This window comes from Pseudochrobactrum asaccharolyticum (genome assembly GCF_003314995.1).
Lineage (GTDB): Bacteria > Pseudomonadota > Alphaproteobacteria > Rhizobiales > Rhizobiaceae > Pseudochrobactrum > Pseudochrobactrum asaccharolyticum.
In genome coordinates, this window is record NZ_QNRH01000001.1 from 683,970 (window position 1) to 706,259 (window position 22,290).

Annotated in this window: 18 protein-coding genes; 6 read left to right on the top strand and 12 right to left on the bottom strand. The window is 51.3% G+C overall.

Annotation, left to right across the window (positions count from 1 at the left end; translation table 11 throughout):
- Positions 1-27 precede the first annotated feature (27 nt).
- Entirely contained in the window at positions 28-1,710 is a 1,683-nt protein-coding gene (locus DFR47_RS03165) for an HAL/PAL/TAL family ammonia-lyase (RefSeq protein ID WP_113942916.1), read from the bottom strand.
- A 410-nt stretch (positions 1,711-2,120) separates the two neighbouring features.
- Between DFR47_RS03165 and DFR47_RS03170 the strand changes: the two genes are divergently transcribed.
- Positions 2,121-3,716: an amidohydrolase gene (locus tag DFR47_RS03170; protein ID WP_245416417.1), complete on the top strand. Its 1,596-nt coding sequence runs from the start codon at positions 2,121-2,123 to the stop codon at positions 3,714-3,716.
- A 160-nt stretch (positions 3,717-3,876) separates the two neighbouring features.
- Here the strand turns inward: DFR47_RS03170 and DFR47_RS03175 are convergent, their stop codons facing one another.
- Complete coding sequence (locus DFR47_RS03175) at positions 3,877-4,554, bottom strand: helix-turn-helix transcriptional regulator (RefSeq protein WP_113942917.1); 678 nt, start codon at positions 4,552-4,554, stop codon at positions 3,877-3,879.
- A 158-nt stretch (positions 4,555-4,712) separates the two neighbouring features.
- Here DFR47_RS03175 and DFR47_RS03180 point away from each other — a divergent pair, with 158 nt between their 5' ends.
- Positions 4,713-6,137: an MFS transporter gene (locus DFR47_RS03180; RefSeq protein ID WP_113942918.1), complete on the top strand. Its 1,425-nt coding sequence runs from the start codon at positions 4,713-4,715 to the stop codon at positions 6,135-6,137.
- A gap of 48 nt (positions 6,138-6,185) precedes the next feature.
- Here the strand turns inward: DFR47_RS03180 and msrQ are convergent, their stop codons facing one another.
- The 4 genes from msrQ to gltX form a co-directional block, all read right to left on the bottom strand.
- Positions 6,186-6,830: a protein-methionine-sulfoxide reductase heme-binding subunit MsrQ gene (gene msrQ / locus DFR47_RS03185; RefSeq protein WP_113942919.1), complete on the bottom strand. Its 645-nt coding sequence runs from the start codon at positions 6,828-6,830 to the stop codon at positions 6,186-6,188.
- A gap of 15 nt (positions 6,831-6,845) precedes the next feature.
- Complete coding sequence (msrP, locus tag DFR47_RS03190) at positions 6,846-7,799, bottom strand: protein-methionine-sulfoxide reductase catalytic subunit MsrP (RefSeq protein ID WP_113942920.1); 954 nt, start codon at positions 7,797-7,799, stop codon at positions 6,846-6,848.
- Between the two features lie 180 nt (positions 7,800-7,979).
- On the bottom strand, positions 7,980-9,272 hold the full coding sequence (gltA, locus tag DFR47_RS03195) for a citrate synthase (protein WP_113942921.1): 1,293 nt from the start codon (positions 9,270-9,272) through the stop codon (positions 7,980-7,982).
- 367 nt (positions 9,273-9,639) lie between these two features.
- Complete coding sequence (gene gltX, locus DFR47_RS03200; protein WP_113942922.1) at positions 9,640-11,058, bottom strand: glutamate--tRNA ligase; 1,419 nt, start codon at positions 11,056-11,058, stop codon at positions 9,640-9,642.
- Between the two features lie 257 nt (positions 11,059-11,315).
- Here gltX and DFR47_RS03205 point away from each other — a divergent pair, with 257 nt between their 5' ends.
- Both DFR47_RS03205 and DFR47_RS03210 read left to right on the top strand, forming a co-directional pair.
- Positions 11,316-11,744 carry a hypothetical protein gene (locus DFR47_RS03205; RefSeq protein ID WP_113942923.1) on the top strand — a complete coding sequence of 143 codons (429 nt, stop codon included), beginning with the start codon at positions 11,316-11,318 and terminating at the stop codon, positions 11,742-11,744.
- A 3-nt stretch (positions 11,745-11,747) separates the two neighbouring features.
- A complete protein-coding gene (locus DFR47_RS03210; RefSeq protein WP_113942924.1) occupies positions 11,748-13,859 on the top strand; it encodes a ComEC/Rec2 family competence protein in 2,112 nt (703 codons plus the stop codon).
- Positions 13,860-13,983: 124 nt separating this feature from the next.
- Here the strand turns inward: DFR47_RS03210 and lexA are convergent, their stop codons facing one another.
- The 6 genes from lexA to DFR47_RS03240 all read right to left on the bottom strand — a co-directional run bounded on the left by lexA (position 13,984) and on the right by DFR47_RS03240 (position 20,501).
- Positions 13,984-14,706 carry a transcriptional repressor LexA gene (gene lexA / locus DFR47_RS03215; RefSeq protein ID WP_113942925.1) on the bottom strand — a complete coding sequence of 241 codons (723 nt, stop codon included), beginning with the start codon at positions 14,704-14,706 and terminating at the stop codon, positions 13,984-13,986.
- Between the two features lie 204 nt (positions 14,707-14,910).
- Positions 14,911-16,131, bottom strand: coding sequence for a molybdopterin molybdotransferase MoeA (locus tag DFR47_RS03220; protein WP_113942926.1), 1,221 nt, complete (start codon positions 16,129-16,131; stop codon positions 14,911-14,913).
- A gap of 121 nt (positions 16,132-16,252) precedes the next feature.
- The gene (gene moaC, locus DFR47_RS03225) at positions 16,253-16,744 is read right to left on the bottom strand and encodes a cyclic pyranopterin monophosphate synthase MoaC (RefSeq protein ID WP_113942927.1); all 492 of its coding nucleotides are present in this window, start codon (positions 16,742-16,744) and stop codon (positions 16,253-16,255) included.
- A gap of 3 nt (positions 16,745-16,747) precedes the next feature.
- Positions 16,748-17,545 (bottom strand): indole-3-glycerol phosphate synthase TrpC, encoded by a 798-nt coding sequence (gene trpC / locus DFR47_RS03230; protein ID WP_113942928.1) that lies wholly within the window; start codon positions 17,543-17,545, stop codon positions 16,748-16,750.
- A 1-nt stretch (position 17,546) separates the two neighbouring features.
- Complete coding sequence (gene trpD, locus DFR47_RS03235; RefSeq protein WP_113942929.1) at positions 17,547-18,569, bottom strand: anthranilate phosphoribosyltransferase; 1,023 nt, start codon at positions 18,567-18,569, stop codon at positions 17,547-17,549.
- A 42-nt stretch (positions 18,570-18,611) separates the two neighbouring features.
- Positions 18,612-20,501 (bottom strand): SurA N-terminal domain-containing protein, encoded by a 1,890-nt coding sequence (locus DFR47_RS03240; protein ID WP_113942930.1) that lies wholly within the window; start codon positions 20,499-20,501, stop codon positions 18,612-18,614.
- A 336-nt stretch (positions 20,502-20,837) separates the two neighbouring features.
- Here DFR47_RS03240 and tpiA point away from each other — a divergent pair, with 336 nt between their 5' ends.
- Positions 20,838-21,602: a triose-phosphate isomerase gene (tpiA, locus tag DFR47_RS03245; protein ID WP_113942931.1), complete on the top strand. Its 765-nt coding sequence runs from the start codon at positions 20,838-20,840 to the stop codon at positions 21,600-21,602.
- 112 nt (positions 21,603-21,714) lie between these two features.
- On the top strand, positions 21,715-22,098 hold the full coding sequence (secG, locus tag DFR47_RS03250; RefSeq protein ID WP_113942932.1) for a preprotein translocase subunit SecG: 384 nt from the start codon (positions 21,715-21,717) through the stop codon (positions 22,096-22,098).
- Positions 22,099-22,290 lie beyond the last annotated feature (192 nt).

Genomic DNA, 22,290 nt, shown 5'->3' on the forward strand with positions numbered 1-22,290 from the left:
AATGCAGGCAGTTATGCGATTTAAAAATTACTTGGTGGCTGGCTGTGTGAAAGCGTGCAGCACCTGCACACCGGCTGCAAAATCCGGCGTGTAAATGCGATCCTGATCGACGAATTTGACCTGTGCACGATAGGTTTCCAGCAGCTTTGCGGAGGTTTTGCCGAGCGCTACCTTGCCACGCAGATCAACCGCCTGTGCTGAATGCAGCAGCTGAATGGATGACAGGCTGTACATATTGCCGAGAATGCGCTGCAGGTTGTTCACTGCCAGCGGGGCATTATTGCCGGTATCTTCAATATTGCCTGCCATGGCGAAAGTATCGAGCGATACAGGCATGGCCAGCTGGCGGTTTTCGGCATAGAGCGCAACAAGCGGCTTCTGCATGGCACCAAAGGCATGGCCTTCATTCTCAGGGCCGGCAAGGAAGCGCGGCAGCTTGGTGAAATCCGGATTTTCCGTGCGGATGGTCTGCATCACAATATTCTGCGCCAGACGGGTGAGGGCGACATTCAGATTTTCCACACGGGTGGCAACCGGCAGCATATCGAAATTGGCGGTCGGATAAATCGCGCCATGCACATCGCCTGCGACCTGATATTTGTGCAGCTGGTTATGACTGTCAGCCGCTTTTTCCGCAGGCTTGTCGGAAGCCACTGCAGCCGGATTGTCATCGCTGGCATTGATATGGATATGCAAAGCTTCTTCAAGCGCGGCCTGTGCTTCCCATGCATTGCCGAGCGCATAGGCCATTGTGCGGTAGGAGAGCGGATCCTGCAAAGCGCGGCCATCAGATTGCTGCCAGAGATAGGAGCCATCCAGCGCTGCACGAATATCAGTTGCCGCCTTCACCATACCCGGAAACGGGCGCAGTTCGGTTGTCTCAGCCAGGAAAGGCGCGACATTGCCGTTATAACCTTCAAGCGATAGGGCGAAAACGGCTGTGGCTGCTTCCAGATAATGGCGGGTTTCTTCTGCAAGCAAAACGGCCTGACCGGCAGTCAGTGCATTGGTACTGAGAATGGAGAGGAAGTCTTTGCCGACCGGTTCAATCGGCTTTAATCCGGCCAGTTTCAGAGCTTCTGCCGCAGGCATACGCTTGCCCTGATAATCCACGAACCATTCGCCGATCATCGCCAGTCCGATATGGGAGGCGAGCGTAATATCAGCCTCACCGACAGAGCCTTTTTCCGGCACTACCGGAGTAATGTCGTGATTGAGAAAATCGCGATAGGCTTCCACCACGCTCAGCTGTGTGCCAGTTTCACCGCCGAGCATTTCATTGAGACGGATCAGCATACCGGCGCGAACAGCCTGTGCAGGCATAGCCTCGCCAATACCGCCACCATGGGCATGAAGCGAACTGGTGTTGAAGCGGCGGGAAAGCGCCAGTAATTCCTCATCCAGCGTGCGGCGGCCTTTAACCTCTTTGAAAACCGGTTTGTCCTTGTTCCAGCCCACGCCGACATTCAGCCCGTAAACGGCGGTGCCTTGCAAAGCTGCTTCCATCACCAGATCAAAACTATGACTGACCTTTTGTGCCGCTTCCGGAGCGATTTCGACTTTTTCGTTTTTGTTCGCTGCGAACTCTGCCACCTGCGCAGTGGTGAGCTGAGTGCCGTTAAGCTGCAAAGCTTGCGCATAGGCGGCAGAAGACGACAGGAGGGCAAGTGTCAGAATGCTGAGTTTGGACAGGTGATTGAGCTTTTTCATACTGGGTTCCCGTTTGCCTTTTCCCTCTGGATGAGGGTGCTTATGGATGCGGCAAATTATGGGTCAGTATAGAAATTGCCTGAAAGGCTGAAACGGCGAAAGTTGCGAAACCGGCAATAACAAAAAGCTAAATCCGGCCGGTAACGGAGAATAGTTTTTCGGACAGTTCGATTGTTGCCTTACGCATAGCGGCTTTCATTTTGCGGGGTAATGAAAAGGACTGCGTGTAACTGAAATGCTGATTTTGGGAAATGAAACTCGATATTCAGTGATTGTTAAAATGACAATAAATACAGTAAAATCAAAAGCTTGTAATTGTTATTATAAGGGTTGTGTATGGCGTTTTTATGATGAATTGTCTGCGGGTAACTGTCACATAACCTCAGGCAAATTCAGTAACGGAGTTCTACATGTCTTGTACTCTCTCGTCTAAAATTGCACTCAGCCTTATGATGTCGGCCTCTTTGCTCAGTCAGGCCGCAGCACAAAAATCAGAACAGGATGTCAAAGCTTATAAGCAGCAAGTAACAGCGGGTGTGGAGAGCCGCGCCAAGCTTGCGCAGGAGATGACGGATTCAATTTTCAGCTTTGGTGAGCTGGCTTTTCAGGAAGTGGAAACCTCAAAATACATCACGGATATTCTTGAGAAGAACGGCTTTACCATTGAGCGCGGCGTTGCCGGTCTGCCGACCGGCTGGGTAGCACGCTGGGGCTCGGGCAAGCCGGTGATTGCACTGGGCAGCGATATTGACGGTCTGCCAAAAACCTCTCAGATGCCCGGTGTTGCCTATCGTAAGCCGATGATTGAGGGCGCACCCGGTCACGGGGAAGGGCATAACTCCGGTCAGGCTGTGAATGTGGTTGCAGCCTTGGCGATGAAAGACCTGATGGAGAAGGAAAAACTCTCCGGTACGCTGGTGCTCTGGCCGGGTGTGGCAGAGGAGTTGTTGGGCGGCAAAGCCTATATGGTGCGTGACGGTGTGTTCAAGGATGCGGATGTGGTGATGTTCACCCATGTCGGCAATAATCTGCAAACCTCATGGGGTGCAGCCAATGGCACCGGTATGGTTTCGGTCAAATATACATTTGCCGGTGAGTCTGCCCATTCTGCCGGTGCGCCGTGGCGTGGCCGCAGTGCGCTTGATGGCGTAGAGCTGATGAATGTGGGCTGGAATATGCGGCGCGAACATCTGCGCCCTGAACAGCGCTCGCATTATGTGATCCCTGACGGCGGTGACCAGCCGAATGTGGTGCCGTCTGTTGCCAGTGTCTGGTATTTTATCCGTGAGACGGATTTTGAAAACATTGCCAAGAACTTTGCGATAGCCAATACCATGTCAGAAGCAGCGGCAAAAATGTCAGACACAACAGTGGAACGGCAGATTATCGGTACAGCTGCACCGCGCCATTTTAATAAGCCTATGGCGGAGGCAGCCTATGCCAATATTCTCGAAGTTGGCTTGCCGGAATGGACAGAGGATGAAAACAGCTTTGCCAAAGCTGTGCAGAAGGCTGTGAAAGGCAAGGAAGACGGGCTGGCGACAGAACTGAAGAAACTGGCACCACCACCGGAAAAACTGGAAAGCGGCGGCTCTGATGATATCGGCGATGTGTCATGGATTGTACCGACAATTACGCTAAATTATCCGTCAAATATTCCGAACCTTCCGGGGCATCACTGGTCAAATGCGATGTCGATGGCCACACCAATTGCTCATAAAGGCGTTGTCGCCGGCTCAAAAGTGATTGCCATGACCGGTGTTGATCTTCTAACCAAGCCGGAACTGGTATCTGCGGCACAGGATTATTTCACCAATGTGCAGCAGAAGGATCAGAAATATCTGCCGATGCTTGGTGCGGATGACAAGCCGCAAATTCAGCTGAATACGGAGATTATGCAGCAGTTCCGTCCTGAAATGCAGAAGCTCTATTATGATGCAGAGAAATACCCGACTTATCTCGATCAGTTGGGTGTGAAGTTTCCTGAGCTATCAGCTCCGCAATAGAGCATAATTTCTTAAACTTGAATCAGTTTAAGGTGAAATTATGCTCTAATTTTAAAGTGTTAGAGCGACCTTTGTGTGCCAAGTATGGCACACGGCGCTCTAATATGATCGTCTGAATATAACAAAGGCGGCTCGGAATTTTCCGGATCGCCTTTGTTTTTTATCGGGTCTCAGTAATGCGATAGGCGCAACGTCGTGCGCCAAGCAAAATATGTTCACAGCGTTCAATCTTACAGCTATCGCCAAGAATGGTCTGAAAAATATTGAGCTCTGAGCGGCAAAAATTCTGGCAGGCCGTAGCGGCGGCGCAGATAGGGCAGTGGTTTTCAATCAGCAGCCATGAGCCATCCGGCTGTTTTGACCATTCTGCCATATAGCCTTCCTGACTACGCAATCGGGACAGGCAGTCAATGCGTTGTTCAAGCGCAGACATATACTGCATTTTTGCTTGATAACCCGCCAGCATTTCCTGCTCGCGCAAAGAGATAATCCGGTCAGTAAGGGCAGGATCAAGGCTGTTCATATGACGCAACAGAGCCACGGTTAATTCAGCATGTGTATCCGGAAATTGATTGTTGCCTTTTTCGGTCAGGTGCCAGAGTTGCACGGGTCTGCCTGCTTTGGCTTTTTTTTCTGTGGCATAGGGTTCAATCAGCCCTTCTGTCACAGATTTTTGCAATTGCTGGCGTATGTTCTCCGCGCCGGTGCCGATGAGCTTGGCCAGAGCAGATATTGTTTGCGGGCCACGCGTTTTGAGAATAAACAGCAGACGTCCGGCTGTGCTTTGTTGTGCAGCGCCAGTTAATTCGTCTGAAGTGATAATGTCAGAACTTGACATTTGATCTCCTGCTGAATATTCCAAGTATCTACTTGCTTAATTATCGGCTTTATCAGGGCTTTGCAACCCGACCGGCATAATTCGGTTAAAATTGTTGAGAAACACAGGCGCATTCCCGCCGGAACTCATGGTTTTTGATAGCTGTTCCGGAGAATAAAATGTCTGACCCGGCATCACTCACCAGTCACCACAAAGTTGGTTGGGGAGATTTGTTGACTGGCAAAAATGCCATTCGTTCGCTGGCGCTCGCAGGCGGCGTCGCACTCCATGCTATTAATGTTTATATTGCAACAACCATTCTGCCGTCTGTGGTCGCGGATATTGGCGGGCTGGATTATTATGCATGGAACACAACACTGTTTGTTGTTGCATCCATTATCGGCTCGACATTGGCCGTTAAATTGCTGCGTGCCGCTGGGCCGCGTAAAGCCTATGCAATCTCGGCCTGTGTATTCGCATTGGGTACGCTGATTTGCGCTATGTCGCCGAGCATGCAAATTTTGCTGGTCGGCCGTTTCATTCAGGGCTTTGGCGGCGGTTTTATGCTGGCTTTGTCCTATGCGATGATCCGTATTGTATTTCCTGAGGTGTTGTGGCCGCGAGCCATGGCACTGATCTCCGGTATGTGGGGTGTAGCGACGCTGGTTGGCCCTGCAGTTGGCGGTATTTTTGCCGAGCTTGGAGAGTGGCGTGCGGCTTTCTGGACGGTTGTTCCGGCAGCATTGCTGTTTGCGCTTATGGCACTGTTTGTACTGCCGGATGTGCGTCATGAAAAAGAAGACACGGCACGTCTGCCATTTGCGCAGCTTACACTTTTAACACTGGCTGTTTTTGCAGTTTCGCTCGGCAGTATCAGCCATGAAGTGATCTGGAACGTGATCGGTATCAGTATCGCGATTGTTTTGATTGCTCTTATGATCCGTTTGGATGCAACCAGTAGCAAGCGCTTGTTGCCGCGCGGTTCTTTCAGCTTCAGCCAGCCGCTGGGCCCTGTTATTGTCACTATGTCTTTGCTGGCTCTGACAGTCACATCGGTGGAGGTATTTATTCCGCTGTTCTTGCAGGTGCTGCATCACCAGTCGCCATTGGTTGCCGGTTATCTGGCTGCATTGATGGGCGCTGGCTGGACAATCGGTTCTATCATGAGCTCCGGTATCAGTTCCCGCCGTGTGCGTGATGTGATCATTATCGGCCCGCTGACATCTTTTGCGGGTATGGTATTGTTGTTTTTGCTGCTGCCGATCGCCAGCGGAGGTACCTATCTCGAACTGCTGCCGCTCTGTGCCGGTTTTGTGGCTGTCGGCTGCGGCGTTGGTATGACATGGCCGCATTTGCTGACACGTGTGTTGAAAGTGGCACCGGATGATGAAAAAGATCTGGCATCAACGGCGATCACGACTGTGCAGTTGTTCTCTGCCGGACTTGGCGCAGCTATGGCCGGTATGGTCACCAGCCTTGGTGGTCTGACTGTACCGGGTGGTATGGCCGGTACATCCAGCGCTGCATTCTGGTTATTCCTCAGCTTTGGTATCGGGCCTTTGCTTGGTTTCCTCTGTGCTTCGCGTATTGTTAAACGCTGGTAAAATCAGCTACTTCCGATAAAAAGATAAAGCTGACCGGTCATTGGCCGGTCAGCTTTTTTTATGGGCCAGATAGGGCTTGCGAATGAGGCGCCACAGAACCAGAGTAATGATGATCAGCCCGTAGACCAGAGGTTCTGTCGGCCAGCTCTTTACTGACATCAGAAAATGCAGGCTTCCGGCAAGGGCTATCAGATAAATCAGCCGGTGCAGGCTCTGCCACTTGTTTTTCAGCTTGCGGATTGACCACTGGTTCGAGGTCAGAGCCAGCGGAATCATCAGAATAAAAGCTGTAAAACCAATTATGATAAACCAGCGTTGTGTGACGTCTTTTACAATCTCCGGCCAGTTCAGCCCGCGATCAAGAATAACATAAGTGGCAAAGTGCATGGCGACATAATAGAAGGCCAAGAGACCAAGCGCACGGCGATATGCTATGAAATTGAGCCGGAACAAATCACGAAGCGGCGTGATCAGCAAAGTTAAAATCAGAAAACGCAGCGCCCAAAGACCGAGAATATGTTCAAATTCTTTGACCGGATTTGCGCCAAGCTGATTATTGGCCGCGAGCCAAAATGCCCAGATGGCCGGCGCGAGACCAGCAACGTAAATACCCCAACGCAGCCAGAGATTATTCGGTATTTTGACCGGTGCTTTGCGGGCAGTACGGGGCAGAACTGTGCTGTTTGCTGTCATCCGGATTGTCTCTGTTTAATAGTTTTTGGTCAGATCCATACCGCTATAGAGTTGAGCAACATGCTCGCCATAACCGTTAAACGGCAGCGTATCGCGTCTGTCCGGTGAGAAGAAACTACCGCTGCCGATGCGCGTCTCGGATTTCTGGCTCCAGCGCGGATGATCAACGGCCGGATTAACATTGGCATAGAAGCCATATTCCGAGGCGTTCTGCATCTTCCACGCAGTCAGCGGCTCTTTATCGGTCAGCGTGATTTTGACAATCGACTTGATGCCTTTGAAACCATATTTCCACGGTACAACAAGTCGTATCGGTGCGCCGTTTTGATTGGCGAGATTTTCCCCATAGAGACCGGTGGCCAGCAATGTCAGCGGGTTCATCGCTTCATCAAGACGCAAACCTTCACGATACGGCCAGTCGATAACCGGAAAAGCACCGCCGACACCCGGCATTTCTTTGGGACGCAGGGCGGTTTCAAAAGCAACATATTTAGCCGAGCCAAGCGGCTCAACGCGTTTCAGCAGTTCTGACAGTTGAAAGCCCTGCCATGGGATGACCATCGACCATGCCTCAACGCAGCGCATACGATAGATGCGCTCTTCGATGCTCATGGCTTTCATCAGATCATCAATGTCGAAAGTTGCAGGCTTTGCCACCATGCCGCCGACTTCAATCGTCCACGGACGGGGTTTGAAATCACCGGAATAGCTTGAGGGATCAGACTTGCCGGTGCCGAATTCGTAGAAATTATTATAGGTCAGCACTGAGTCTTTGGGTGTCAGTTTTTCATCGGTCTTGAAGCCGTCAGCGCTGTCTTTTGCTAATGCGAGTTGCGGAGCCAACCCGCCCAAAGATATGCCAATACCTGCAGCTATGCCGGTTTTAATAAATTCCCGCCTGCGCAAGTAAAATGACTGGCTGGTAATTTCTGACGCTGCAATGCCGGATTTGAAAAATGACTTCGACATAATACTGGCTCCCTGCTGATCGGCAGTTACGCATATCGGACTTAAAACGGATATGTTACGGGCAATTTTATGCTGATGTCTGTGGTTTATTTACGTTCATATTGCGTGAGAAAAACGCAAAATTCTATACGATAAATAAAAAAGGCTCCCGAAGGAGCCTTTTCATCAGTGTGTTACTGATTATTTGCGCTTTGCCAGCGGTACGAAATCGCGCTGTGCATGACCGGTGTAAAGCTGGCGCGGACGGCCGATTTTCTGAGCCGGATCTTCAACCATTTCTTTCCACTGAGCAACCCAGCCGATGGTACGGGCAACGGCGAACAGAACTGTGAACATTTCTGTCGGGAAGCCGAGAGCCTTCAGAGTGATACCGGAATAGAAGTCGATATTCGGATACAGCTTCTTCTCGATGAAATATTCATCAGTCAGAGCAATATTTTCCAGCTCCATTGCAACGTCGAGCAACGGATCATCTTTGATGCCGAGTTCGCCGAGAACTTCATGCGTGGTTTTCTGCATGATGCGGGCGCGCGGATCGTAGTTTTTGTAAACACGGTGACCGAAGCCCATCAGACGGAACGGATCGTTCTTGTCTTTTGCCTTGGCAACATATTCAGGAATGCGATCAACCGAGCCGATTTCAGCCAGCATGTTCAATGCAGCTTCGTTAGCACCGCCATGCGCTGGGCCCCAGAGGCAGGCAATACCGGCAGCGATACATGCAAACGGATTAGCACCCGAAGAACCGGCAAGACGAACTGTCGATGTCGATGCGTTCTGCTCGTGGTCAGCATGAAGAATGAAGATACGATCCATGGCGCGTGCCAGAACCGGATTGACCTTATATTCTTCGCAAGGCACGGCAAAGCACATGCGCAGGAAGTTGGAAGCCAGATCAAGATCGTTCTTTGGATATACGAAAGGCTGACCGACGTGATATTTATAGGCCATTGCAGCCAGTGTCGGCATTTTCGCCAGCAGGCGGATCGAAGCAACCATACGCTGGTGCGGATCAGTAATGTCGGTTGAGTCGTGGTAGAAGGCGGACATAGCGCCAACGCAACCAACCATAATAGCCATCGGATGCGCATCACGGCGGAAGCCGGTGAAGAATTTGGCCATCTGTTCATGGACCATTGTGTGACGGGTCACACGGTAGTCAAAATCTGCTTTCTGGGTCTTGGTTGGCAGTTCGCCGTAGAGAAGCAGGTAGCAGGTATCAAGGAAATCGCCCTGTTCGGCGAGCTGTTCGATCGGATAGCCGCGATGCAGGAGAACGCCTTCATCACCGTCGATATATGTGATTTTGGATTCGCAGGAAGCTGTTGATGTGAAACCAGGATCGTATGTGAAGGAATTTGTATTCTTGTAAAGCGGGCCGATTTCGACGACGTCTGGTCCGATTGTACCTTTGCGGACCGGCAATTCGGTGGAATTACCATGTAGCGTGATTGTCGCTGTCGTATTAGACATACTGGTTCCTTTCATCATCGCGCTCACTGCTCGTGGATAGCAGTAAATTTGGAGCATAAAGCTGAAAACAGAAGTTTCGGTTTTAACTTATGCATAGAAACATACAGTTAGGGTATTTTTACCGGCGCTGCCAGTTTGAAAAATATCCTAAGCCGGTTGTCACGTAAAATTCATGATATTTATGAATGACAACCTGAAAAATTCTTGGCTCAAATTATCGTAAAAGCCGCGTGTTGCAATGCAGAAATTCGGGTTTTTATGAACAAATTTCTGTCAATTGGCCATTCTTACGACAGAAGCCGGTCTGTGAAATTCACAACACCGTGTTTTGGCCGCGCTTAGTTGAGAAAGCGCGGCCAAATTAGATTTAAACAGCCTGATCCTGAATGCGTCCGAGCGCTTCTTCGCGACCCAGAACCACCAGAACATCAAAAACGCCCGGCGATGTGGCGCGGCCGGTGAGGGCTGCACGCAGCGGCTGAGCAATCTTGCCGAGCTTCAGGCCGGTTGATTCTGCATGGGCGCGCACAACAGCGTCGAGCGCTTCGGCAGTCCATTCCGCAGCTTCAAGCTGAGGCAGTACAGCCTTGAGAATAGCGCAGCCTTCCTCATTGAGCAGGCTGGCAGCTTTTTCATCCAGCGGCAGCGGGCGGGATACGAACAGGAATTTCGCACCATCAGCCAGTTCTACCAGCGTTTTTGCACGGTCTTTCAGGCCCGGCATTGCTGCAACAAGTTGCGCACGACGTTCATCATTGAGCAGAGCCTGCAATTCCGCACCGCCTTCGATATAAGGCAGAACGTCAATCAGCGCCTGAGTGAGCGTTTCTGGATCGCTGGCACGGATATGATGACCATTAATGGCTTCCAGTTTCTGGAAGTCAAAACGTGATGCGCCTTTATTAATATCTTTGGTATCAAACCATTCAATCATCTGCTCGATCGTCATGATTTCATCATCACCATGGCTCCAGCCAAGACGAACCAGATAGTTGCACAGGGCTTCCGGCAGATAGCCCATCGCACGATAGGCTTCTACGCCCAATGCGCCGTGACGCTTGGAAAGCTTGGCACCATCCGCACCATGGATCAGCGGGATATGGGACATCTTAGGCACATCCCAGCCCATTGCCTGATAGATGATGGTCTGGCGGGCAGCATTGGTCAGGTGGTCGTCGCCACGGATAATATGGGTAACGCCCATATCATGATCGTCGACCACAACTGCATGCATATAGGTTGGTGCGCCGTCCGAACGCAGAATGATGAAATCATCCAGATCTTTATTCGGGAAGCGGACTTCGCCCTGCACATCATCCAGTACAACGGTTTCGCCTGTCTGAGGGGCTTTAATGCGGATAACCGGCTTCACACCTTCCGGTGCTTCCGACGGATCGCGGTCACGCCAACGACCGTCATAGCGTGGCGGGCGGCCTTCAGCGCGCGCCAGTTCGCGCATCGCATCCAGTTCTTCCGGTGAGGCGTAGCAATAATAAGCTTTACCGGCTTTCACCAGTTCTTCAGCAACTTCGCGGTGGCGCGGTGCACGTTCCCACTGGGAGATCGCATCGCCGTCCCATGTCAGGCCTAGCCATGTCAGGCCTTCAAGAATAGCTGCAGTTGCAGCCTCTGTTGAACGCTCACGGTCGGTATCCTCAATACGCAGCAGCATCTTGCCGCCGGTATGTTTGGAATAAAGCCAGTTAAACAACGCGGTACGTGCGCCGCCGATATGGAGATATCCTGTCGGGGAAGGCGCAAAGCGGGTAATAACGGGTGATGACATCGGTCGCTCCGTATCTGCGGGAAAATTACAATTTCATGCTCTTATATCCGAATTTATGGAGATAAGAATGTAATTTGCCGCCTCTCGATTTCTTATGCTGTTCATGTAGCATAGGCAGCACAGCGTGCAAGACTTGATGCGCGGATCAGGGAACGGAAGCGGTGTTTAACGTCGTATAATGCAAGATTCCTGCGTGAAAAGTGCTGTTTTGGACGTTTAATTGTGCAGCTGTCAGGTGCGGGGGCAATTCAGACAGCATGACCGGCAGCAATGACAGGGCGGTTGGAAGTCATCAGGATAAGAGTGAGTCCCGTGATGTGAGTGACGGGGCGCAGACAAGTGCTGTCAGCAATACTTATTCACGTGGACTGACAGTTGAGCAAACCATGCTCGGTTTTGCAGAACCGGATGCAGGCGAGCATAGTGCAGCTGAAATTGAATGTGCTGCCAGAGCGAAGAATTTTAAAAAATACGCGAAATTTTTGAACCGCAACGCTCCGGTTTGGCAGGAATACTGGCAGTATTTCAAAGACAATCTGATTGATGCTTTGCTCTATGAATATGAGCGCGGAGCGGTGTTTCTGCTGACTGCTATTATGGCAGGTGTGGGGGCTGTTTATTATTTCGGTTTGGTTCGGGAGCCTTATTGGATCGAGCTGGCTATTCCGGCCTTTCTGTTTGGCTAGTTATTGCTTTTACTGCGTGACACGCTGATACGCCGTGTCAGTCTGATATTGATCCTTAGCTTTATTACGGGCATGGCCGCGGCTAAGTGGGAAACACAGCGCTATGCGACGACGATGCTGGGCAGTGCGGTTTCCACCGTGATGACAGCACGGATTGTGTCATTGGAGCAGGAGGCCGAGGAGGATGGCAAGGCTGGTCGCTGGCGCATTGTTGCCGATGTTTTAGCAACGGAAAAACCGCATTTGCGCTATGCGCCGCAGCGGTTGCGTCTGTCTGCCCGCGATTTACCGGCATTGAGCGAAACAGGAACTGTGCTGAAAGGTGCTGTGCGGTTGCGCGCGCATGGCGGACCGGTGCGCTCGGGTCAGTATGATTTCGCGTTTCATGGTTTCTTTCGCGGGCATGGTGGTAACGGGTTTTATCTTGGCACACCTGAAATTATAGACAGTGATATTGCCAGCGAGCCTCAGGACAAAAGCTGGCAGGCCAGTGTGGAGGCCATCATCGGTCAGCTGCGGGCCTTGATAGGCGGGCGCATTATGCAGGCATTAAACGGTGAGGAAGGGGCGGTGGCTGCCGCGCTGATTTCCGGTCAGCGTGCAGGGATCAGTGAAGCCACTAATGAAGCGCTGCGTATTGCAGGACTGGCGCATATTCTCTCAATATCCGGCCTGCATCTGGCTTTGGCGGCAGGAATTGTCATGGTGAGTGTGCGTGGGCTGGCAGGGCTGTTTCCGTCCTTGTCACTCTATTATCCAGTCAAGAAAATTGCTGCGCTGATTTCGTTGTTTTCTTCCGGTTTTTATCTGGCTCTATCGGGCGCGGATGTGGCGGCACAGCGTAGTTTTATTATGTTGGCGGTAATGCTTTGTGCGGTGATTATGGATCGTAAAGCGCTGACATTGCGCAATCTGGCGATTGCGGCTTTGTTCAGTATTCTTGTAACGCCGCATGAAATTCTGGGACCCAGTTTTCAGATGTCCTATTCTGCCACCGGAGCGCTCATCGCCGGATTTGCATGGGTGAAGCTGCGTAAAAGGCAAAATCCGGAGAAAACGGAGCGGCAAACCGGATTGCTTCATACAGTCCGGCGCTGGCTCATTGGCATTATCGCAACGTCACTGTTGGCAGGTACGGCCAGTGGTCTTTATGCGGCCTTTCATTTCAACAACATGGCACCGCTCGGCATGCTGGGAAATGCATTGGCTCTGCCGGTGATCTCAGTGCTGATTATGCCTTTTGCCGTGATTGCACTTTTACTGATGCCACTTAGCCTTGAATGGTTGCCCTTACAGGTGATGGGTAAAGGCATCGAGCTGGTGAAGTGGATTGCCCATTTTGTGGCTGGCCTGTCGCCTGATCTGATACCCGGATTACTGCCTGCGCCGGTATTGCTGCTTTGGACTGCGGCTATGCTGTCTGCCATGATCCTGACCAGCCATTTGCGATTGATCTCTCTGATGTTTGTAGGTGCAGGCTTTGTATCTCTCGTAGCAACGGATTTGCCGGATATTAACGTTTCAGAAGATGCCAGGCTGGTTGCTGTTCGCCAGAACAATATTCTCTACGTCAACCGCCCGAGACCTGCAGCTTTTACAACAGATAACTGGCGCAAAGCCTATAAAATTACAGAAGTAAGAGTACCTGACAAAAAGGGGGCAGAAAGCTCGGAAGGTTTTATCTGTATGGACGGGTTATGCAGCTTCGATTTAGCGAATGGTCAGGTGCTGGCCTATGCTGAAAACCGTGATGCTGCGCAGATCGCCTGTAATATCGGTGATGTTATTATCTTCGCCTTTGCAGGCAATATGCACTGTTCAAAACGCCAGGATAGGGATGATACGTCACCGCTTATCATCACTCGTCAGCAACTGGCTCTAAAAGGTGTTGCTGAAATTTATCTGCCTTTAAATAGAGAAATCAATCAAGAGCGGACTATTATTCAGGCTGCAAAAGCAGCTACTCAAATTGAGAATTCTGTGGCTGGTGATAAGTCAAAAAACAATGCGAATAGCGCAGGAGAGGTAAAGGTTGTTTTCGCGGTGGGAGAGCCGCAACGGCCGTGGCATTTATATCGTCTCTGGTCTCGCGCAGCGCGTAATCTGGAAGATTAAACATCTTTTATATCAAACAGATACGCTGATGATGAATGTCAGCCATTCTTAAAAACACAAATATCGTTTTAAGCAGGTATGTGAAACCGATATAAATCACCGGTTTCACTGTAATGATTGCCTGTTAGTAACGGCGTACCAGACCAACCAGCTTCCCCTGTACACGCACGCGGTCTGGTCCGAAAATACGAGTTTCATAAGCAGGGTTTGCAGCTTCCAGTGCAACAGATGCACCTTTGCGGCGGAAGCGTTTCAGTGTCGCTTCTTCATCATCGACCAGAGCTACGACAATTTCACCGGCATTGGCTGTGTCACCACGACGGATAATCACCGTATCTCCATCGAGAATACCGGCCTCGATCATCGAGTCGCCTTTGACTTCCAATGCATAATGTTCACCGCTGCCAAGCATTTCCGGAGGCAGGGTAATCATATGGGTCTGGGACTGAATGGCGGAAATCGGCACACCGGCTGCAATGCGTCCCATCACCGGAACGCTGATACCCGCAGGTGCATCAGATTCTGCTGCTGGGGCAGCCTTTTTAGGCAGTTCGGTGACATTCTTCTTGCCCAGATCACCTTCAATGACGCTTGGTGAGAATTTCTTCTGGCTGTTGAGACCCGGAGCAATGGAGTCCGGCAGGCGCACAACTTCCAATGCACGGGCTCTGTTTGGCAGGCGGCGGATAAAACCGCGCTCTTCCAGTGCGGTAATCAGACGGTGAATACCGGATTTCGAGGCAAGGTTAAGTGCTTCCTTCATCTCATCAAACGAAGGGGGAATGCCGCTTTCCTTCAGACGTTCATGGATAAACAGCAATAATTCATGTTGTTTACGCGTCAGCATTATACGCTCCCAAAGCCTAAAACATATCTGCAGGCAGGCAAAAGCTGCGGCAGATACAGAAGTCGTGCGGATTAAACGCATAACCGCATGCACGGGCTGCGGTTGCGAGAATCATTTAATAAAAACAAACCCAGAACGAACACTATATGTTCCAGTATTGTTCTGCAAGGCTTTAAAAAGGATTAATGCTGAAGCTGTACGGTTTTAACGGATTAACAGGACCGGGCAGCGGTCACCGCGCTTTGCCGCTTTCGCAAACGGCTCTCTGATCAGCAAGCCGTCAGCACGGGTGATAACGGTCAGCATGGAGGAATCCTGCACCGGCAGAGGGGTCGCCAGCAATTCACCATTGCTGTCATAAGCCAGCGTAGCGCGGGCATAATCGCGACGATTGCCGTTTTCGGCCATGTCCTGAGCCAGAACTGCACTGGCAATACGTGTCATTGGTGTTTTGCCTGCCAGACGGGCAACCAGAGGTGCCAGAAACACATAAGAACAGACAAGGCTGGAAACAGGATTGCCCGGAAGCCCCAGAACCAGCAATGGTTTTTTGCCGTCACGGGCGAGGGTACCAAACATCAGTGGCTTACCCGGACGCATGGCGATTTTGTAAAAGCCTAAATCCACACCGCAATTGATGAGCGCTTTATGTACAAGATCATGATCCCCAACCGAAGCGCCACCAAGCGTTATCAGAATATCAGCATCGGAAGCCGCAACATTGCGAATGGATTGCGCGATCTTGACCAGATCGTCAGGCACAATGCCTAAATCTTCTGCTACGCCGCCATTGCAGCGCACGATTTCAGCAACGCCGTAACTGTTGGAGCTGACAATCTGATCTGCCGCCGGAATCGTACCGGCAGGGACAAGCTCGTTACCGGTGGCAAGAATAGCAGTTCGCGGTTGTGTATAGACTTGTAACTTCGCATGGCCAGAAGCGGCAGCTAATGACAGCGATGCAGGATCAAGAACATGACCAGTCTGCAATAAGCACTCGCCGTCACGGAAATCTAAGCCACTCAGGCGGATATGGCGACCTTTCTCCACATCCTCCAGCAGGGTGACCTGATCATCTTCCTGTTTGGTATTCTCCTGAATAACCACCGTATCAGCACCGGCAGGCAAAGGGGCGCCGGTGAAAATACGTACAGCTTCACCGGATTTCAGTGTGCCGTCAAAGCCTTTACCGGCTGCGGATTCACCAATCACTTTAAGCGTAACCGGCAATTGTTCTGCATCGGTAAAACGAATGGCATAGCCATCCATAGCCGAGGCATCAAATGGCGGCTGATTGAAAGAGGCAAAGATCGAAGTGGCAAGAACGCGGTTGCCCGCCTGATGCAATGCAACATTCTCATGACCGGAAGGCATTTTATCTGCCAGTAACAGACGCAAAGCTTCATCAACGGGTAATAAGGCCATGAATTCTCTCCCGTAATATGAGCGGAAAGGATGTTGTAGCATTTTCAGCAAAAGTGGGAACCGGTTTTGCGTCGGATAATGCGTAAAAACAAACAATTACAGCGGTTCTAACAATTCAGTCTTAATTGGAACCGCTGTAAGAGCGCTGCCAGTCACCGGACTTGCCGCCGGTTTTGCTGTCAACGGCAATATTGCTGATGACCATACCTTTATCAACGGCTTTTGCCATATCGTAAATGGTCAGACAGGTAACGGAAACGGCAGTCAGCGCTTCCATTTCCACACCGGTTTTGCCGGTGAGCTTAACTGTTGCGCTAACACGCAAGCCGGGCAAAGCTTCATCCGGCTTAATCTCAACTGTAACTTTGCTGAGCATCAGCGGATGGCAGAGCGGTATCAGATCAGAAGTTTTCTTAGCGGCCATAATACCGGCAAGGCGGGCGGTGCCGATAACATCGCCCTTGGCTGCGTTGCCGGAAATGATCAGCTCAAGTGTCTGCGGCTGCATGATGACACAGCCCGATGCGGTCGCAATGCGCACAGTGTCGGTCTTGTCACCAACATCCACCATATTGGCGGCGCCGCTTTCATCGAGATGTGTCAGCTTGCTCATAGTTTATTCTTTGCCGGTCAGAAGTTTGCGGGTCGCACCTGCCACATCCTGCTGGCGCATCAGGCTTTCACCAATCAGGAAGGTGGAGATGCCGGATTTCTGCAAACGCAGGCAATCATCATGCGTGAAGATACCACTTTCGCCAACCAGCAGACGATCATCCGGCACCATGGTTGCCAGACGCTCAGAAACAGCGAGATCAACTTCGAAAGTACGCAGGTTGCGGTTGTTGATGCCGAGCAGGCGCGAAGACAATTTCAGTGCCCGCTCCATTTCCACTTCATCATGCACCTCGATCAGTGCATCCATGCCGAGCGAAAAGGCTGTGTCTTCCAGCTCCTTTGCCATCGCATCATCAACACTTGCCATGATGATGAGAATGCAATCCGCACCCCAATGACGCGCTTCATAGACCTGATATGGATCAAACAGAAAGTCTTTGCGCAGCGCTGGCAAGGCGCAGGCAGCACGTGCTTGTTTCAGAAAGTCCGGTGCGCCCTGAAAGCTTGGCGTATCTGTCAGAACCGAAAGACAGGCCGCACCACCATCTTCATAGGCTTTTGCCAAAGCAGGCGGATCAAAATCCGGACGGATCAGACCTTTGGACGGGCTGGCTTTTTTGATTTCTGCAATCAGACCGAAAGAGCCGGTAGCCTGCTTTGCTTCCAGAGCTTTAAGGAAGCCACGGGCAGGCGGCTGATCGGCAGCAGCCTTTTTAACATCTGCCAGTGGCAAACGCGCTTTGGCTTCTGCAATTTCAACAACCTTATAGGCTTCGATCTTTTTGAGAATATCAGTCATTTTATTCACTTGTCTTACTATTCGATACAGCAATCAACTGATCGAGTTTGGCTTTGGCCGCGCCGCTGTCAATGGACTGTGCAGCAAGGGCAATGCCTTCTTTAATATCTTTGGCTTTACCGGCAATCACCAATGCAGCACCGGCATTGAGCAGCACTATATCGCGATAAGCACCGGCTTCGCCATCAAGCACACGTAGCAGTGCAGCCGCATTATGCTGGGCATCGCCGCCTTTGAGATCCTCAAAAGCCACGCGTTTCAGGCCGACTTCTTCCGGTGTGATTTCAAATTCGGTAATTTCGCCATTATGCAGTGCTGCAATATTGGTGGTGCCTGCGGTGGTCATTTCATCCAGACCATCGCCATAAACAACCCAGACGTGATCTGAACCCAGTTCTTTCAGCACTTTGGCAATCGGCAGAACCCAGTCGCGTGAGAAAACGCCAACGAGTTGGTGTTTGACGCCAGCCGGATTGGCGAGAGGGCCGAGCAGGTTGAAAATTGTGCGGGTACCAAGTTCCACACGGGCAGGGCCGACATGACGCATCGAAGAGTGATGCATCGGTGCAAACATAAAGCCTAAACCTGCCTCATGAATGCACTGGCTGATGGTTTCCGGATCAGCCTCGATATTAATGCCGAGCTCTGCCAGCGTATCCGCAGCACCGGAACGGGAGGATAAAGCGCGGTTGCCGTGTTTGGCAACTGTAACGCCTGCGCCCGCAGTCACGATGGCTGCACAGCTGGATACGTTATAAGAGCCGGACTGATCGCCGCCGGTACCAACGATGTCAATTGCACCGGCAGGTGCATCGACGGGGATCATTTTCGAACGCATTGATTCCACAGCGCCTGCGATTTCCGCAACAGCTTCACCGCGCACGCGCAGAGCCAACAGAAAACCACCGATCTGAGCAGGAGTGGCAGAACCGGACATCATGATGTCAAACGCTGCTTTGGCCTCCGCTTTTGTGAGCGGAGTGCCTGTTACAGCTTTGGCAATATAGCTTTTGAAATCTGACATAGTGTACTCGAATCTTTTAGAAATTCTGCCTGTAAGTTCAGGTCAGAAAGATAAAGCCTGATCCATCAGAGTCTGATTGATCTTAACCGGATATTCGCTCTGCAGGCGGCCGACCAGCTGTTCCAGCAGGTCATCGCCAATGCGCGAGGAAATGGCATCGCGGGTGCCCTGTGGCAGGCTTTCAGCGCTGACACCGGCAGGCTCTGTGGTTTCAGTTACCTGGAACAGAATCTGTGTATCTTTATTGATACCATTGGCTACGCCGCTCAGCTTGTCCGGACCGCCGAAGATCTGGGCAATGGCAGCAGGTGCCAGTTCAGAATCGGTTGCTGTACGGGTCAGGCCACGCTTGGTCTGTTTTTCCACGCCAACTTCCTGAGCCAGTGTATCCATGGTTGCACCGGCTTCGAGACGCTTGCGCAGCTCTTCAGCTTTAGCAGTGAGACCTTTGACAGCGGCATCCTGTTTCCATTCTGCTGTAACCTGATCTTTGACTTCATCAAATGTTTTGTCGCGGGCAGGGGTTACACCATCCAGCTGATACCAGATGTAACCACGGGTCTGAGTTGGCAAAGCATCATTGTCGATGCCCTGATCCGATTCAAAGACAGAGGTCAGGAAAGAAGGCAGTTGCGGCAGGTCTGCGACAGGCTTACCGTCCGGGCCATTACCGTTTGCATCAACGGCTTCAATGGTTTTGACTTTAAGCTTCAGCTTTTCAGCAGCCTGAGCCAATGTTGCTCCGTTGCCGCGTTCTTCTTCATAAGAGTCATGAACAGCATTCAGCGAGGCCAGCGCCTGTGTCAGAGCCAGTGTTTTACGGATTTCCGGTTCAACCTCTGCTTCTGTTTTAACAGTTGCCGCATCAACAGCGCTGATGTGCAGAATGACAGGGCCGAAAGCGCCTTTCACCACATCACTTGTGCCATTGGCAGCTAATGCAAAAGCTGCATCAGCAATGACTGCATCCGGCAGTTCGCCTTTTACAAAAGTGCCGAGCTTAACATCTTCAGGCTTTTTGCCTTTTTCCGCTACAAGATCAGCAAAGCTGGTGCCGGCTTTGATTTTTTCAGCGGCAGCTTTAGCTTCATCTTCATTCGCGAATGTCAGCTGTTCAATGGTGCGTTTTTCTTCAGTGGAGAAACGCGCAACATTCTTTTTGTAATAATCCTGAATTTCTTCCGGTGTTACGTCGGCTTCATTCACAATATCCTGCGCTTCCAGCGGAACATAGCTGACTTTGCGATATTCCGGTGCGCGGTAATTGCCGAGATGGCTTTCATACCATTTTTTCAGTTCAGCTTCATCAGGTGTTGCGATTGTATCGGCTTTTTCCTGAGTAAGCGTGATGTAATCAACAGTGCGGCTTTCACCGTCATAAAGCGCCAGTGCTTTGAACAGCGTATCCGGTGCGGCCATACCATCAGACACCGCTTCAACAATCTGCTGACGCAGTGCGAATTTGGTGCGGCTGTCGAAATAGCTCTGCGGGCTCATGCCAGCCTGACGCAGCACAGCGTTAAACTGATTGTTGGAGAAACGGCCGCTTGAGTCCAGAAACGCCTGATCTTCACCGGTGAGGCGGGCGAGGTGATCTTTCGACATACCCAGACCCATCTGACGTGCCTGCTCATCAAGCAGAACACCTGCAACCAGCTGGCCGGTAACCTGTGCAGGAATACCGAGCGCTTTTGCCTGATCGCGGGTCAGCTGCTGGCGCAACTGGTTGGAAACGGCAATCACCTGACGATCATAGGCCAGACGATACTCAGTCGGCGTTACTGATGAGCCTCCGGCTTCCAGAACAGCATTGCCGCTAAAACCTTCACGGAACACATCTGCGATACCCCAAGCTGCGAAGGAGAGGACGAGAAGGCCGAGAAAGAATTTTGAAACCCAGGATTTGGATGCAGTGCGCAAGCTGTCAAGCATAGAAGTACCTTTGTGGAGTAAACTCACTTTGTTAAATAAGGGGATAGCCGCCGATGGGTATGCAGTCAAACGGAAACCTGCTTATAGAGAGCGAATGACCAAAAGAATTGTGGCATTATTACCGTTTATACGAATAGTGAGCGTCGTTTTGGGGATTTGCTTTCACAGACGAATTTGCTAGAGCGTGTCGCAATTCATCGCCTTCTGAACTGTCGCGCACATTGCGGCAGGATCAGTCGAGGGTGCAAATCGGCTCTGTCCGGACGCTCTATGATGCACGGATATTGCCAAAATCCGCTATAAAATGCGGTTGAGATCATTGGTGAGGAGGGTGTAATGACCCCGGAAATTCGTCCGCTCGTTGCGGGAAACTGGAAAATGAACGGCACCGGCGAACAGCTGGGAGAGCTGCGTGCAATTGCTGCCAATCTCAGCACCGATATTGGCCGTAAATTCGACGTGGTGATCTGCGTTCCTTCCACTCTGATTTCGCGTGCAGCTGCAACGCCGGAGACTGATGCGATCGGTGTTGGCGGTCAGGATTGCCATGCAGCAGAATCAGGCGCTCATACCGGCGATATTTCTGCGCAGATGCTGAAAGAAGCAGGCGCGAGCCATGTTATCCTCGGTCACTCCGAGCGCCGTACAGATCATCATGAGACCAGTGAAGCCGTCTGCGCCAAAGTACAGGCCGCATGGAGAGCCGGGCTGACAACGATTGTTTGTGTTGGTGAAACTGCCGAACAGAAACAGGCCGATCAGACCCTCGAAATCGTTGGTCAGCAGATCGCGGATTCTCTGCCGGAAGGCGTAACGCCGGAAAATACAGTTGTTGCCTATGAGCCTATGTGGGCAATCGGCACCGGTCTTACACCAACCGTATCAGATGTGCGCACAGTGCATGCTTTCATCCGCTCCAAGCTGATTGAGCGTTTCGGTGCAAAAGGCGCGCATCTGCGTCTGCTTTATGGTGGTTCGGTTAAGCCGAATAATGCAGTTGAATTGCTCGGTGTTGCTGATGTTGATGGCGCGCTCGTTGGTGGTGCCAGCCTGAAAGCAACCGATTTTCTTGCTATTTGTGACGCTTATCGCGTACTCTGAGCCTGAATAAATGCCGATCCCTTGCAAGCATTCGTTTGCAGGGGGTTGGATTGTCGGATAAATCCGTGTAGTAAGCCCTTTCTATTCTTATGAGAAAGCAGTCCGGAAACTCATGCAAAACGTTCTTATTGTTATTCACCTCCTGATCGTTCTCGCACTTGTCGGCGTTGTTTTGATTCAGCGCTCCGAAGGTGGTGGTCTTGGTATCGGTGGTGGTTCGGGTTTCATGTCAGCGCGTGGTGCTGCCAATGCTCTGACCCGCACAACAGCTATTCTGGGTGCTGGTTTCTTTGCGACTTCGCTGCTTCTCGGTATCCTGGCCATGAATGGTGAACGTCCGACAGATATTCTCAATCGTATTCCTGCGGGCAACTCCCAGACAGCTCCGGCTGGCGGTAATGGTATTCTTGATCAGCTCGGTGGCGGTACAACAACACCTGAAGCTGCACCGGAGCAGCCTGCAGCACCTGCAAGTCAGGTTCCAAGCTCTCAGTAAGAGCCGGTCAGATTGAACTTTTTAAAAGCCTCCCTCGCGGAGGCTTTTCTATTCTTAAGGCTTCTTAAGAAAAGTGTTGCAGGCTTGCCATAGATGACGGGATTAGCTTGTGGGAAACATATTGCCCGTTGAGAGATGTGAAAGTTTAGCCTATCAGCAGGTAACCTGATTTACACATCATCTTCCGCATAT